Annotated in this window: 16 protein-coding genes; 7 read left to right on the top strand and 9 right to left on the bottom strand. The window is 64.0% G+C overall.

Translation table 11 applies throughout. The annotated features are described in order from the left end of the window. Window positions 1-4 precede the first annotated feature (4 nt). A complete protein-coding gene (locus ACVIIV_RS22030; RefSeq protein ID WP_456746021.1) occupies window positions 5-709 on the bottom strand; it encodes an SDR family oxidoreductase in 705 nt (234 codons plus the stop codon). A 113-nt stretch (window positions 710-822) separates the two neighbouring features. Here ACVIIV_RS22030 and ACVIIV_RS22025 point away from each other — a divergent pair, with 113 nt between their 5' ends. Then, the gene (locus ACVIIV_RS22025) at window positions 823-1665 is read left to right on the top strand and encodes a GNAT family N-acetyltransferase (protein ID WP_456746020.1); all 843 of its coding nucleotides are present in this window, start codon (window positions 823-825) and stop codon (window positions 1663-1665) included. 18 nt (window positions 1666-1683) lie between these two features. Here ACVIIV_RS22025 and ACVIIV_RS22020 read toward each other — a convergent pair whose 3' ends face one another. Beyond that, the gene (locus ACVIIV_RS22020; RefSeq protein ID WP_456746019.1) at window positions 1684-2133 is read right to left on the bottom strand and encodes a hypothetical protein; all 450 of its coding nucleotides are present in this window, start codon (window positions 2131-2133) and stop codon (window positions 1684-1686) included. A 285-nt stretch (window positions 2134-2418) separates the two neighbouring features. Here ACVIIV_RS22020 and ACVIIV_RS22015 point away from each other — a divergent pair, with 285 nt between their 5' ends. Next, the gene (locus tag ACVIIV_RS22015; protein WP_456746018.1) at window positions 2419-2697 is read left to right on the top strand and encodes a hypothetical protein; all 279 of its coding nucleotides are present in this window, start codon (window positions 2419-2421) and stop codon (window positions 2695-2697) included. A gap of 1283 nt (window positions 2698-3980) precedes the next feature. Beyond that, complete coding sequence (locus ACVIIV_RS22010; protein ID WP_456746017.1) at window positions 3981-5849, top strand: alkaline phosphatase family protein; 1869 nt, start codon at window positions 3981-3983, stop codon at window positions 5847-5849. A 72-nt stretch (window positions 5850-5921) separates the two neighbouring features. Here the strand turns inward: ACVIIV_RS22010 and ACVIIV_RS22005 are convergent, their stop codons facing one another. Then, window positions 5922-6494 (bottom strand): hypothetical protein, encoded by a 573-nt coding sequence (locus tag ACVIIV_RS22005; RefSeq protein WP_456746016.1) that lies wholly within the window; start codon window positions 6492-6494, stop codon window positions 5922-5924. A 392-nt stretch (window positions 6495-6886) separates the two neighbouring features. On the opposite strand from ACVIIV_RS22005, the gene ACVIIV_RS22000 reads away from it, so the two are divergent. Next, entirely contained in the window at window positions 6887-7546 is a 660-nt protein-coding gene (locus tag ACVIIV_RS22000; RefSeq protein ID WP_456746015.1) for a peroxiredoxin, read from the top strand. 96 nt (window positions 7547-7642) lie between these two features. On the opposite strand, the gene ACVIIV_RS21995 is transcribed toward ACVIIV_RS22000, so the two are convergent. From ACVIIV_RS21995 to ACVIIV_RS21980, 4 genes are all read right to left on the bottom strand, one after another. Then, window positions 7643-9373: a methyl-accepting chemotaxis protein gene (locus ACVIIV_RS21995; protein WP_456746014.1), complete on the bottom strand. Its 1731-nt coding sequence runs from the start codon at window positions 9371-9373 to the stop codon at window positions 7643-7645. A 223-nt stretch (window positions 9374-9596) separates the two neighbouring features. Beyond that, the gene (locus ACVIIV_RS21990; RefSeq protein ID WP_456746013.1) at window positions 9597-9758 is read right to left on the bottom strand and encodes a hypothetical protein; all 162 of its coding nucleotides are present in this window, start codon (window positions 9756-9758) and stop codon (window positions 9597-9599) included. Window positions 9759-9850: 92 nt separating this feature from the next. Continuing rightward, window positions 9851-10723, bottom strand: coding sequence for a DMT family transporter (locus ACVIIV_RS21985; RefSeq protein WP_456746012.1), 873 nt, complete (start codon window positions 10721-10723; stop codon window positions 9851-9853). A 97-nt stretch (window positions 10724-10820) separates the two neighbouring features. Beyond that, window positions 10821-11264: a hypothetical protein gene (locus ACVIIV_RS21980; RefSeq protein WP_456746011.1), complete on the bottom strand. Its 444-nt coding sequence runs from the start codon at window positions 11262-11264 to the stop codon at window positions 10821-10823. A 301-nt stretch (window positions 11265-11565) separates the two neighbouring features. Here ACVIIV_RS21980 and ACVIIV_RS21975 point away from each other — a divergent pair, with 301 nt between their 5' ends. After that, window positions 11566-11823, top strand: a complete 258-nt coding sequence (locus tag ACVIIV_RS21975) for a hypothetical protein (RefSeq protein WP_456746010.1) — start codon at window positions 11566-11568, stop codon at window positions 11821-11823. Between the two features lie 29 nt (window positions 11824-11852). On the opposite strand, the gene ACVIIV_RS21970 is transcribed toward ACVIIV_RS21975, so the two are convergent. After that, a complete protein-coding gene (locus tag ACVIIV_RS21970) occupies window positions 11853-12314 on the bottom strand; it encodes a host attachment protein (protein WP_456746009.1) in 462 nt (153 codons plus the stop codon). 40 nt (window positions 12315-12354) lie between these two features. Beyond that, window positions 12355-12765 carry a DUF3775 domain-containing protein gene (locus tag ACVIIV_RS21965; RefSeq protein WP_456748793.1) on the bottom strand — a complete coding sequence of 137 codons (411 nt, stop codon included), beginning with the start codon at window positions 12763-12765 and terminating at the stop codon, window positions 12355-12357. 256 nt (window positions 12766-13021) lie between these two features. On the opposite strand from ACVIIV_RS21965, the gene ACVIIV_RS21960 reads away from it, so the two are divergent. Together ACVIIV_RS21960 and ACVIIV_RS21955 are read left to right on the top strand one after the other, a co-directional pair. Further along, entirely contained in the window at window positions 13022-13300 is a 279-nt protein-coding gene (locus ACVIIV_RS21960) for a hypothetical protein (protein ID WP_456746008.1), read from the top strand. 377 nt (window positions 13301-13677) lie between these two features. Further along, a complete protein-coding gene (locus tag ACVIIV_RS21955; RefSeq protein ID WP_456746007.1) occupies window positions 13678-14637 on the top strand; it encodes a helix-turn-helix domain-containing protein in 960 nt (319 codons plus the stop codon). The last annotated feature ends 32 nt before the right edge of the window (window positions 14638-14669 follow it).

Here is a 14669-nt window from a genome sequence, read left to right as displayed (position 1 = left end):
CGCCTCAGACCGAGCGCGTCAGCCCGCCATCGACGCGGATGTTCTGGCCGGTGATGTAGGCCGCGCCGTCTGAGGCCAGGAACGAAATCGTCGCGGCGATCTCCTCGACCTTGCCGTAGCGTTTCATCGGCACGCTGTCGCGGCGCGCGTCTAGCTGCGGCAGGCTGTCGATCCAGCCCGGCAGGACGTTGTTCATGCGAATGTTGTCGGCGGCGTAGGCGTCGGTGAAAATCTTGGTGAAGGCGGCAAGGCCGGCGCGGAACACCGCCGAGGTCGGGAACATCGCGCTTGGCTCGAACGCCCAGGCCGTCGAGATGTTGATGATGGCGCCGCCCTTCTGCGCCTGCATCAGCGGCGTCACCAGCCGCGTCGGACGGATCACGTTCAGCAGATAAGTGTCGAGACCGGCGTGCCACTGCTCGTCGGTGATCTCGGTGATCGGCGCACGCGGCCCGTGGCCGGCGCTGTTGACGAGCACGTCGATCCGTCCCCACTTCGCCATTGCAGCGTCGATGAGGCGCTTCAGATCCTCGTTCGACTGGTTCGAGCCGGTGACGCCGCAGCCGCCGAGCTCGGCAGCCAGCGTCTCGCCCTTGCCGGAGGACGACAGAATCGCGACGTGAAACCCGTCCGCTGCCAGCCGCCGCGCAGCCCCCGCTCCCATGCCGCTGCCGCCGGCGGTAACGAGAGCAACCTTCTCTGCTGCCATGACTAACATCCCTATGTTGAGCCGAGCCGCAGGCTCGGCCTATCATGAGGCGTTCTACAGCCAGACCTGTCGGCAGGTCCATGGCCGAAGGCATCCATCATGAGCGGCTTGAGATGAGCGATTTGCAGATCCGCAGCTTGCGCCCCGAGGAGATCACCGTCGCCGTCGACTGGGCCGCGGCGGAGGGCTGGAATCCGGGCCTTGCCGACGCCGCCTGCTTCGCGATCCCCGATGTGCAAGGCTTCTTTGTCGGCGAGATCGACGGCGAGCCGGTCGCAACCGTCTCCTGCGTCAATTATGACGACCGCTTCGCCTTCCTCGGCTTCTACATCGTGCGCGAGCGCTTTCGCGGCGCGGGCCATGGCCTGCGCATCTGGAACGCAGCGATCGCGCACGCGGGCACTCGCGTCATCGGGCTCGACGGCGTCGTGGCGCAGCAGGACAATTACAAGAAGTCCGGCTTCCAGCTCGCTTACGCCAACATCCGCTATGGCGGCGTCATGGCGGCGCCACCGAAACCGTCTGCCGAGGTCGTCGCCCTCGGCAAGATCCCATTTGCAATTGTTGAAGCCGATGACGCCACTGTCTTCCCGTCCCGGCGCAGCGCCTTCCTGCGCGCCTGGATCAACACACCCGGCCACGTTGGCCGCGCATTGCAGCGCGACGGCAGGCTCGCCGCATGGGGCGTGATCCGTCCGTGCCGGACGGGCTACAAGATCGGCCCGCTCGTCGCCGACGATCGCGCGGCGGCGGAAGCGGTTGTGCAGGCCCTGCTGGGAAGCGCGAGCGGCGGCGAGGTCTTCCTCGATGTCCCCGCCGTCAATCCTGCCGCGATCGCGCTCGCCGAGGAGCTCGGCCTCAAGCCGGTGTTCGAGACGGCGCGGATGTACACGGGGCCGATCCCGCCGCTGCGGATCGATCGCATCTTCGGCGTGACCAGCTTCGAGCTGGGTTAGCTGAGCAGAACCCGCCGCTCAGTAACAGCGCATGATGTTGACGGTGTGCTCGCTTCCGCCGCGGCCGGGCACCGTCACCTGCTCCGTCGGACAGCTCGGTACATAGGGCCGGTCGGACGGCACGACGTTCGGCGGATAGCGATGCGTCCAGTCCCAGGGTACGTCATAGGTGTAGGTGTAACGCACGTCGCTGGAGAGCGGCTGGCCGGCATCGACCAAGGGCTGGCTGTAGCCGGCGCCATCATAGAAGAATCCGCCGCCGCCCGGCCAATAGACCCATGGAGCGCTGCGCCGATGAAACCGGGCGCCCGGCCCCATCGGCGGACGTGCTGCAACCGGCGGCGCGGCCGCGGACACGACGCCGGGCGCCGCGGCGCCAGCGGGTCTGGCAAAACTGTCACTGGAGCTAAGGAGCAGCGCGGCTGCGCTGAGCGAGGCGAACAACGCCCCATGTGATCTGGCAATCATGATACGCACCACACTCGTTTGGCTTTGCGATAGCGGCTCCCCGCGAGAGGCTAGGCCGGGCTGTCGCCCACCCGCAAACGTATAATTAATTATTGGTTAAGGCACGGGGTTAACTGGGAACAGGGTGCGGCAGAACGCCGGGAATTCGGGTCTCATTTCAGCCACTTCGTTCCGCGGCACGCACTTCATATCCAGTTGATCGGAGTTGATCGGCCCCGGGCCCATACGTCCGGAACGCTCCCGCATTGCAACCGTTGGCCTCAACACAAGCAAGGAGCATCTCCAATGCAGAACAAGTCAAAACTCCTCTGCCTGGTCGCGGCATCGCTCGTCGCGGGCACCGCGGCCGCCTCGGCGCAGGGCTACGACTGGAACGGACCACGCGTGGGCTGGGACCGCACGGCCCCTTACGAACCGGTTCAACCGCGCGCGTACTATCCTGACGTCGCGGGGCCGTACGGCGCGTTCAATGGCCCCAACCATCCAACCCCGAGCTCGACGCAGGGCGATGTCGGCCCTGGCGGCAACAACAACGGAACGCTGACCGGCAGATATCGCTGGTAAGTTCGCTTCACTCGAGGCCCGCCGTCCACAACGGATGGCGGGCTTTCGTGCGTCAGCGCCCCTGCTGCTTGCGCAGCCGACCGCACCGGATCGAACATCCCGGCCACAATCCCTTGCGTTGCCCGACGGGCAAAACACGCGAGCGCTAGGTCAACGCGCGCAGGCGAAAATATTCCACTTTACCGAAATTCGGAAACGGCGTATGTGTCGCCGCAACCCGGCCCAAGGAAGAGGGGCGCATCGCGATCGTCACGAACGCGGGCCGGGCGGCGGTGGACGTGAGTTGCACCGGCGCGAAAAGCTTCGCAGGGCGGGCAACCGTGAGCGAAGACCTCGCGCCAACGACAGGTGTGGTTTGCGTACGGCGAAATCGTGTCGTCCTGGCGCCCGGGGTCTGTGCGCCAAGTCTTGCGGTGATGTGTGTTGCCCGACCGGGCGAGCGCATCAGCCATCCGCAAGGCGACGGGGGCAATAGTGCATCGCTCCCCGGGGAGAGCACGACATAAGTCGTAAAACCACTGCGCAGGGAAGGCCGGGATGTCTCCGGTTGCCCTGTTACCCGCTGTGCATTGTAGCGCACGCAGTTTGCGTTTCGCATGGCGGTCGATGGGAGCCAACCGGCTCCCGGTCTTCCCTGCGCCCTCTTTCATCTGAGGGTGAGGCATCGAAGCAAAGCTCGGGCGAGATGAGCCGCGAGGATGACGAACCATGTCCATCGTTGAACAAAGCTCTCGTGCCCCGGACGCAGCGCAGCGCCTCTTCGGCGGTGCGCTGCAGAGCCGGGGCCCATGCAGCAGCGAGTGCCGCGGCCTGCTGGGTCCCGGCTCTGCGCGGCAACGCCAAGAGCGTTGCAGCGCGTCCGGGACACGAGAGAGGCGTTCGCTATCACTACACCCTCCGTCATTGCGAGCGCAGCGAAGCAATCCAGAGCCTTTCCGCGGATGCATTTCTGGATTGCTTCGCTGCGCTCGCAATGACGATCTGGCGACAGATGTGCGCGACAAAGTCCGCTCTCGTGCCCCGACGCAGCGCAGCGCTACTTCAGCGGTGCGCTGCAGAGCCGGGGCCTATGCAGCAGCGAGCTCTGTGGCCTGCTGGGTCCCGGCTCTGCGCAGCAACGCTAAGGGCGTTGCAGCGCGTCCGGGACGCGAGAGTAACGCTCCCCTCCTCAGCCCTCTTGCCCCGCAAACACGTTTTGTAACAAGACTGTCATACCGCAAAACTAAACGATTGCCGGGGGCCGCGGTCGGCGGCCATGCCGCCTCACCACCCAGGAGACTTCCATGCGCCGTTCACTGGTGTTGCTGTCCGCCGGACTGACAGTGCTGTCCACCGGACTTGCCTCCGCCCAGAACAACACGCCCCGCAACCTGATCCTGTTCATTCCGGACGGTCTGCGCGCGCTGAAGGTCACACCGGAAACGGCGCCCGCGATGGCCGAGGTCCGCGACAAGGGCGTCAACTTCAAGAACCCGCATTCGCTCTTCCCGACTTTCACCATGGCCAACGGCTCGGCGATGTCGACAGGCCACTATCTCGGCGACACCGGCGTGTTCTCCAACACGATCTGGACCAACTACACCTCCGTCCCAGCCGGCAACACCGTGGTGCCGTTTATCGAGAACGATGCCGTGCTCGGCGACATCGACGAGCATTTTAGGGGCGACTACCTCAACGAAGAGACCATTCTGAAGATGGCCCGCGACAAGGGCTTCAGCACCGCCGCGCTGGGCAAGCACGGCCCCACCTATCAGTTCGACCACACGGACAAGCCCGAAAAGGCCGGTCTGCACTCGATCGTGTTTGACGACGCGACCGGCGGCAAGAACGGAGTGGCGTTGTCCGACGAAGTGAAGGACGCGTTGACCAAGGCCGGCCTGCCCCTCGCCACACCGCCACGCGGTGACAATTCCAAGGCGGGCGACGCCAAGACGCCGGGCACCACGGTCGCCAACGTGGCGCAGCAGGCCTATTTCGCCGACGTCGCCACCAAGGTGGTGCTGCCGATGTTCAAGGCGCGCAACAAGCCCTTCGTGCTCGTGTTCTGGTCGCGCGATCCTGATGGCAGCCAGCACAACACCGGCGACAGCCTCAACCAGATCAAGCCCGGCATCAACGGCCCGACCTCGATGGCCGGCATCAAGAACGCCGACGCCAATCTCGCCCAGCTCCGCAAGGCGCTTGACGAGCTCGGGCTTGCCGCCTCGACCAACATCATCGTCTCCGCAGACCACGGCTTCTCGACCATCTCCAAGGAGAGCAAGACCAGCCCCTCTGCCAAGGTCAGCTATGACGACACGCCCAAGGATTTCCTGCCGATGGGCTTCCTGGCGCTCGATCTTGCGAAGGCGCTCGACCTGCCGCTGTTCGATCCCAACGACAAGAACGCGAAGATCGAGGGCAACAAGCATCCCAAGGCCGGCAACGGCGTGCTCGGCAAGGATCCGGAGAAGCCCGACCTCGTCGTCGCCACCAATGGCGGCTCGGACCTGATCTATCTGCCGAACAGGGACAAGAAGCTGGCGGCCAAGACCATCAAGGCGCTGCTCGAGCAAGATTACGTCTCCGGCCTGTTCGTCGAGGACTCGCTCGGCCGCTTCCCCGGGACGCTACCGCTGTCGAGCATCAACCTGCGCGGCAAGGCGGCGACGCCGACACCGTCGATCGTCGTCAACTTCCGCTCCTATGCCAGCGATTGCGGCGAGGCGCCGATCAACTGCTCGGTCCAGGTCGCCGACACCGTGCTGCGCCAGGGCCAGGGCATGCATGGCAGCTTCAGCCGCGGCGACACCATGAATTTCATGGCGGCGATCGGGCCGGACTTCAAAGCCGGCTATGTCGACGAGATTCCGGTCAGCAATGCCGACGTCGGCATGACGGCCGCCCAGCTCATGGGCCTGCGCGCTTCGCAAAAAGGAGACTTGGTCGGCCGCGTGATGTCGGAAGCCATGCCGAATGGCACCGTGCCGAAGGCCTATGTCGGCACGGTGAAGTCGAAGCCCGCCGAGGGCGGCCTGATAACCGTGCTGAACTTCCAGCGCGTCGGCAGCCAGCGCTATTTCGATGCCGCCGGTTTTCCGGGCCGCACGCTGGGGCTCGAGGTGGACAAGCTTAGACTTGAGGACCGCAAACAAAAAACGGCGGGGAAATAACCCCGCCGCTTCCTCGCGGCCTCAAGTGACGCGCAAAATCTTACATGCCCAGTCGCTTACATCCCCAGTCGCTTACATCCCAATGTCGAACACGTTCGGCAATTGGCCTGCCAGAGGCAGCGCGGTGGCGCCCAGGAAGGTCGCCACCATCGCCATCAGGCGACGGTTGTTCTGGCGCTTGCCGCGCATCTGGCCGGCGATCCACTCCAGCATCTCGCTGTTGACCTTGGAGGCATAGGACGGCGCCCAGCTCTCGATCTCGGTGTCGGCCGACAGCGCGACGCTGCGCGGCGGCACCTTCAGGCCCGAGGCGCTGGCGGCATAATGGGCAACGGCCTTGGCGAGCAGGTCGTCGAACCGGCCACCGTCAGCACGTTCGGTCGCGGCCTCGTTGATCTCGAACAGAACCTCGGCCTCGGTGCGGCTGACCGGCTGGTCGTTGACGGCGGTCGCGGTCAGGATGCGCATGCACCAGGCGGTGTCATCGGCATCGAGCGAACGGGAGAAATGCACCCTTCCCTTGGTCGTGGGGCCTTCGCCCGTGATCACGCCGTCGCGCACGATGCTCAGCGCATGGGCCGCTGTATCGCGGCAGGACGGTTCGAGGGACGACGGCTCGGTAGGCTTAGGCGCAGCGGCAGACATAGTTCACTTCCAGACTTCTTCTGATCGGCCAGCATTTTCATGCCGGCGTAAAGGGGTGGTTAACGATTCGATACGGTGATCGCGACTTTTCTAGATGGTTGCCAATTGGTCGCTGTCAGGACCGTTATGGTTCTGGGAGCGCCGGGCGAGCGTGATGAAAGTCATAAAAGGCTTAATCGGGGCGAGCGAGACCGTGTGACCCCGGGTGGAGCTGTTTCGCCGCAGGTGCCGCTGTAACAATAAGTTGCTAGGAAATCAGGCCTTCGAGGAAGGAATTCACATTTTACTTGAGCCGGTTCAGTGGGCGTTCACTTGGCCTTGTAAGCCCTCTATACTGAGGATGACGGCCAGAACTGAATTTCCAAGTAAATTCAATGCGATGAGGTAGAACCATGACACTTCCGATCGGCACCACCGCACCCGACTTCGAAGCTGAGACCACCGAAGGGAAGATCAAGTTCCACGACTGGATCGGCAACAGCTGGGCACTGCTGTTCTCGCACCCGAAGGACTTCACGCCGGTTTGTACGACCGAGCTTGGCGCTCTCGCCAAGTTGAAGCCGGAGTTCGACAAGCGCGGGGTCAAGCTGATGGGCCTCTCGGTCGATCCGGTCGACCGCCACTCGAAGTGGTCGGAGGACATCAAGGAGACGCAAGGCGCGGCTCCGAACTACCCGATGATCGGCGACACCGACTACAACGTCTCGAAGCTCTACGGCATGCTGCCGGCTTCGACCTCGGGCGATCCCCTCACCCGCACGCCGGCCGACAACCAGACCGTCCGCAACGTCTTCATCATCGGACCGGACAAGAAGATCAAGCTGGTGCTGGTCTATCCGATGACGACGGGGCGAAACTTCCAGGAGATCCTGCGCGTCATCGACTCGCTCCAGCTCACCGCCAAGCATCGCGTCGCGACGCCGGCCGACTGGTCGCAGGGCGAGGACGTCATCATCGCGGGCTCGGTCTCCAACGACGAGGCCAAGACCATCTACCCGCAGGGCTGGAAGGAGCCGAAGCCCTACATCCGCATCGTGCCGCAGCCGAAGTAATTCACCGTCATCCCGGGGCGATGCGTCAGCATCGAACCCGGAAGCTCGAGATCCCGGGTCTGGTCCTTCGGACCATCCCGGGATGACTGCGTTGAACTACGCCGCGTGGACGCGGTCCAGAAAGCTGTCGACCTCGGCCTTCAGATGCAGGCTCTCGCCCGACAGCGCCTGGGCGGAAGCAAACATCCGGCTCGACGTCTCGCCCGTCTCACTGGCGCCCTTGGCTGCGTGACGAACATTGACGGCGACATCGGCCGTGCCTGATACCGCCGCGCGAACGCTGGCCACGATGTTATGGGTCGCACTCTTCTGCTGCTCGACCGCAGCCGAGATCGAGCCCGCGATGCCGCTGATGCGCTCGATGGTCTGGCTGATCGCCTTGATGGCGGCGACCGATTCCTCGGTCGCGAGCTGCATGCTCTCGATCTGGTTCGAGATCTCGTCGGTCGCTTTCGCGGTCTGTCCGGCGAGCGTCTTGACCTCCTGAGCCACCACCGCGAAGCCGCGCCCGGCATCGCCCGCGCGTGCCGCCTCGATGGTGGCATTCAGTGCCAGGAGATTGGTCTGCTCGGCGATCGAGGTGATCAGCTTGACGACGTCGCCGATGCGCGAGCCGGCCTCCGAGAGCTGCGCGATGCGCTGGTCGGTCGCCTCGGCCTGCCGCACCGCCTCGGCGGAGATCTCGTTCGATTCCTGCACCCGGCGGGTGATCTCGGAGATCGATTGAGACAGCTCGTCAGAGGCCGACGCAGCCGAACGCACGTGCTCGGAGGCGCTTTCGGAAGCTCCAGCCGACTGCGCCGACAGATCGGCCGTGGAGCGCGCGGCGTCGGTGAGCTGTCGCGCGGCACGCTCGAACTCGCCCGACGATGCGAGCACCTTGTCGAGAATGCCGCCCACGCTGCCGCGGAACTCCTCGACGAAACTGCGCAGCTCCGCCTTGCGCTGCTCGGCCGCGGCAGTCGTTGCCGCCGCCTGCTCACTGCGCAGGCGCGCCCGTTCCTGCGAATTGCTCTTGAACACCGCAACCGTGCGGGCGATCTCGCCGATCTCGTCGGCACGATCCTCGCATTCGATCGCGACGTCGCTCTGGCCGTTGGCAAGCGCGGTGAGCGAGTGCGTGACCGAGGTGAGCGGCCGGGTGACGCGGCGGACGACCAGCAGGGTCAGGACCAGCACCAGAAGCGCGGCGAGCCCGGCGGCGGCGGCCATGCTCTCGATCGCCTGGGACAGCATGTTCTCGAACTGCGTCATCGGGATGCCGACATAGAGAATGCCGGCGACCTTGCCGGTCGCGTCCGCGATCGGGAAATAGGCGGTCATGAACGTTTTGCCGAACAGCGTTGCCGGCCCCTTATAGGCCTCGCCGCGGCGCAGCGGCGCCTGCCCCGGATGATCGGCGGCAAGCTGGGTGCCGACGGCGCGGTCGCCATTTTCCTTTTTCACGTTGGTCGAGCGTCGCACGAATTGCCCGCTCGCCGCGTCGAACACGAACAAGGTCGCATTACCGCCGACATAGGACACCGCACGATCGACGATGGCGTGATCCTTGAGGTCGGGCATTTTGGGAATCTCGGCGCGTACCACCGCGCCATCCCGCATCGTGATCTTGGCCTCGGGAACGGTCTCCGCAAAGGCCAGCGCCAGCGTGCGCAGATTGACCTCGATGTCGCGGAGCGCGCGATCATTGAAGGCTGATGTCAGCGACCAATAGCCGGCTCCGACCACCAGCGCCGTATTCATAGCGATCAGCAGCGCAGCGCAAAGGACCGCCTTGGTGCCGAGCTTGAACTGCGGCAGGAACTTCGCCGTTAGAAGGTTGGACATGAATGGAATGACCCCCGTAATTCCTGCATATTCGTGCAATCGGCTTACGACCGCATTAACGACCGTTCGCATCGCCGCACGCGGCATGCTTTCCAATTGGTAAACGAGGACGCCCCCGAAGGCCTATCTGCGAAGCTGATCCGCCAGCCCTGGCAGGCGGCGCCGATCGCAACGGCTAGAGACGTTCCCAAGGGGCGGGCGCGCCCGACAGCCCCGGTGACACCTACCCTCGTCGCTTGGCTTGCGCGCCGGCCCGGCTGATGCTTGCCCTTGGGATCGCGGAATTCACTGCGATAGCCGCGCCGGCCTCGGCGCTGAAGCGCTTCCGCTTTTCCGGTGAGCCGAACTGCTTGATCACCCGTTTGCCGTTGACCTTCTTGATCACGTACCCGTTCTCGGGGGTAGCGTCGTCGAAATAGACCAGCTGCCAATTCCACAAACGGTCAACACACGTCAGGGCTGTACGCGCTGGAAACCCTATGAGCGCCGATTGACCACGAAGACCGCTGCCGCGCAGAGCGCCATGCCGGCAATGGCAATTGCGTCCAGCTTTTCGCCGAACAGCAGATAGGCCATCAGGGCCGTCACGGCCGGCACCAGGTAGAACAGGCTCGCGACCGAGGTTGCCGCGGCGTGGCGGATCAGCCAGTACAACAACCCGATCGACCCGATCGAGAGCGCCACGGCGAGCCAGGCGAGCGCGAGCACGAATTCCCGCGTCCAGTGCACCACGCGGTCTTCGAACAGGAAGGCCCCGATCGCGAAGAAGATGGTGACGGATACGTATTGCACGAGATTGCCAGCGCGCCAGTCGATGTGATTGCAGTAGCGGCGCTGGTAGAGCGTGCCGAGCGTGATGCTGATCAGCGAGACCACCGAGGCCAGCCAGCCGAGTCCGGCTTCGCCGGTCATCGGGCGGTTGTGCAGGATCAGCACGACGCCGCCGAGGCCGAGGACGAGGCCGGCCCATTGCACCGGCGTCACCTTCTCGCCGAGCCAGCGATTGGCGATGGTCGAGGTCAGGATCGGCTGCAGGCCCGGAATTAGCGCGGAAAGGCCGGCCGGAATCGAATGGGCGATCGCGATTGCGGTGCCGCCGAGATAAAAGCCGTGGACGAGGATGCCGGCGACCGCGCTGTGTGCAATGCCGGCGCGATCAGGCCATTTCGGCCGCGCGATGCCTGCGATGATCGCCATCAGGCCGACCACGATCGCCATGCGGATGGCGAGATAGGTCAAGGGATCGGCGTTGTTGACGACGTACTTGGTGCCGATGAATCCGGTGCTCCAGAGCAGCACGAACAGGATCGGCGCGGCGCGGGCGGTCAGGGTTTCTTGATTATGGTTCATTGCCGCCCTCATTGCCTCACCGGAAGCAATGCGGCAACGCGAATTTCGTCCGGACGATGCTGCGCTGCGACGGGCGACGCCGGTCTAACTCAGCCGCTCACCATTCCTCCGGACAGGGGTCGATGATCTTCCAGAGCTCGACCCCGTTCTTGATCTTCTTCATGTCGGTCGTGAGCCCGCCATTGCGGCGAATCCAGTCCTTCACCTTGTCGGGGTAGTAGGACATGAGATCGGAGGTGCCTTCGGCGCTGGTGACCTTGATACCGAAGGTGAAGGCCTTGTCGTAATAGGCCTGGTGGAAGCCGAGGCTGGCGCGCGGCGTCACGCAGATCTTGTTCATCGGCACGATGCCGAGCACGAGGGTGCAGGCCGAATTGCAGATGCCGTCGATGATGACGCGCTCGCCCTTCTCGCGCACGCGCTTGTACTTGGCCTTGTACTCGTCGACATAGCCGCCGTGGTCGCGGGTGATGTGCAGGTCGGCGCGCGCCGGCGTGGCGGCGGCGGAGAGCAACAGCAGGCTCAGAAGCGTGATGCGCATGGCGAGGTGACGGCGATGGCCTTCAGGAATGGACCGGCCTCGAAGGACCCTCAAAATGATCCCTGGGACCGGTGACAGGATTCTTAACCGAATACTCTTTGGTCATACTTGTGTGGGGAATTCGTTAAGCATCCCGAAAAGGCCAAAAATGGGCAGCTTTCGACCGCATGTCCGGCAATTCTGTCACACCTACCCGGAAATCTGCGGGATTGGCCATGATTTCGGGCCTCCGGAGCGATGCCTGACCACTCGAAATTGCTATAAATGGCTGACCCATTCGAGCGGTTTCCGGAGAATCGAGATGAGCAAGTTGACGCTTGTAGCCGCGGTTGCGGCCCTGACGGCTGCGGTCCTGGCCCCTGGGCTCGCGGAGGCGCGCGGACATCACCGGTACCACCGCTCCAACCCGCTGCCCTACCCGATCAGCTATCTGCACAATTACGGCCCCGGCATCACCCCCGGCACCTTCGCCTATTACGACGGTCCGTCGACCAACCACTGCTACCGCAGCGCGGCCGCCTATATCGGCCAGGATGGCCGGCGGCACCCCTGCTACTGAGGCGCCGTGCGTCCCTCCCGCGGGCGTCCCTATTTCGCGGCGCCCGACAGCAGCAATTGCTTCTCGATCTCGTAGACCGGCAGCTTGACGAGGTCCTTGCCGACCTCGCCCTGAAGTGCCTTGCGCACCATGTCCGAATAGTCGGCGCGGATCATGCCGAGCGCGCGCGGTGAGGCGACCATGGTCAGGGCCTTGGTCTCGCCGGAGCTGACGGCAGCATCGAGCCGGCCGGCCAAGCCCCGCAAGAAGGCGCGCTCGGCCTCGTCGTGCCAATCGGTCTGCTCGACCGAGCTGCGCGACCCGCCGGCCGCCGGGTGCAATCGGCCCGGCGCATCGCTGCCTTGCGTGGCGGTCGAAGGGTTGGGCTGCTCGTGCACTTCTAGAGTGTGAAGATTCGGAAACATCTCGTCGCCGAGATTCTCCAGAATGAGCGCCTTGCGCCCGTCGCACACGACCAGCCAGTCACCCTTATCCATTCTCACCTTGTCCATCACAGCTTCTCCTTGACACTTGCAGACGCCGCATCCGGCATCAGAGCTGTTCTTCGAATTCCTCGAAGGACTTGCCGAACTGCGTCATCGCCTCTTCCAGATAGTCCGCGAGCATCGGCGTGCCGATCAGGTAGGAGGCAGTGCGCTGGTTGTGCGCCTGCGCGGCCAGAGCGCGCAGTTCGCGCCAGTCGGAGAGATCGCCGTCGCCGCGGCCAAGCCAGGTCAGCGCCACGAGATCGATCTGCTCGTCGATATTGAGAGCGCGGATGAAGCCCGCGAGCTCCGCGCGGTCGGTGGTTTGGCCGCGTCCGCCACGACCGTAGCTCATGTCATCGTCGCCGAAGTCCAGGACGACACCACCCCCCGCCGCTTCGCTGTCGGACCGGCGCGATTTCGAGATGACGAAGAAGACCTTCTCCGGCGAGATCGACAGATTTGGAATGACTCGCATCCAGCTCACCTTGCCCGGCAGCAGGCACCACGCCGCTGTCATGTCGGCGACACTAAGAGCCAAGGCAAGCTTTCGAATTGCGCAAGATCAAGGTCTAAGTCACGGCATGGCCCTGCGGCGTAAGCCGGTTTGGCGGGCTGGGATCAGGGCCGGCCAGCTCGCTGAAGGTTTGTTCATCAGTATTACATTTCGGTTCCGCCACAATTTGAGCAGAACAACTTCGATATTCTGCATCGCGTAAGCGGAGGAAGACATCATGAATTTCAAGACTGGCCTCGTCGCCGCGTCCCTGTTCGGCGCCCTCGCTGCATCGTCGGCGGCATCCGCCATGCCCATCGCGCCCGCACCTGCGACGCCGCAGGTCTCCGGCGTCGAGCAGATCCGCATGGTCTGCAACCCCTGGGGACGGTGCTGGTGGCGCCCGAACTACTATGGGTATTACGGGCCTCGGCCATATTACGGCCCACGGTATTATGGGCCGCCGCGCTATTATGGTCCGCGCTATTATGGTCATTACGGCTATCGCCGCTGGTGACGCTTGAAGGGGCCCTCGGGGCCCCTTCGCTTTTGCAGGACCATGTCTTGCGCAGCGGCCACTGGCCTGGAGCCACTCAGATCTGATCTAGATCAAAGATGAAATCAGCCGATACCGTCATTCTCCAATAGCGAAGCGACGGAGCCCTACGGCCTTCGGGTGGTCACGCTTGCATGCGGCAGCATTTCATTGACCTCGCCTCCGGCGAGCCGATGAGCCGAGAACGTTGACGGTGACATTGATCTGGCACGCCTCATGACATGATGTCCGCAATACTACGGCCCGGAATCCGGTTTACTGAAGCGCGATGTTAGCCATTGATGGCGACACATCGACGTTCGTTTGATTTTGTCTCATTTCAGCAGCCGGCCAGAACCATGTTGTTCGACAACTTCGCTCCATCCTCCGCGCTTCTGATCGGCTTTTCCGACGTCGATGCGTTCCGGCCGGTCGAGACGATGGAGGATGCGAGAAGCATTCCGCTCGACATCCCGAACTTCGCGGCGGCCCGCGCCGTCGTCTCCCTGCCGGCGTGCCGCATCATCGTGGTGAGATCGTTCGCGCGCATCCTCGACGCCGCCTATCGGATGCCGGGCGGGATGGTGATCCTGTCGATGACCGACGACCTTCAGGCCAGTTTCAAGGGAGTGGATCTCGACGCCCGCTTCTTCGCTGCGCTCCGCGGCAACGATGAGTGCCATTTCGTCGAGCCCAGGACCAATCATCATGCCATGATCATCTTCTCCCTCGAGCTGAGAGACCGGGGCTGGTTCGACCACGCCAACCATTTGCGGACCCATGTCGCGAACCGGACCGCCCTGCTTCACACACGGCAACTCCTGCTCGACATCTTGCGCACCGCATCAGTGCAGCCGCGCCTGTTCGAAACCACCGAAGTTGCGGCCCATCTCGAGGAAGGCCTGCTGCTCGCGCTCGACGATTTATTTCAGATCGATTCGATGTCGAATCGGAGCGCTTCGGCCCAGAGCGAGCGCGCGATCAAGCTCGTGCAGCGCATTGACGATTACGTCGCGACCTATCCGACCGCTCCGATCTATACGGCCGATCTCGCCCGCGAGTTTGACGTCTCGATCCGGACTCTCGGCGGCGCCGTCACCAAGGTGCGTGGCATGAGCCTGCACCAGTACATTCGGCTGAAGAGGCTGTGGGCGACCCGTGCCCGCCTCAAGGGCGGCGGCGTCACCGTTGCCACCTGCGCACGTGCCCAGGGCTTCCATCATCTCGGTGAATTTGCCGCAGCCTACCGCGCGACCTTCCACGAAGCGCCGTCCGACACGCTGGCACGTGGCCGGCAAAGCGGCGTCCGGGCAGGCTGATTGACACCACAGGCCCTCGCGACCGCGCCCCG

It is taken from the genome of Bradyrhizobium sp. USDA 4354, assembly GCF_054060315.1.
This window is presented reverse-complemented; position numbering and strand designations above follow the sequence as displayed.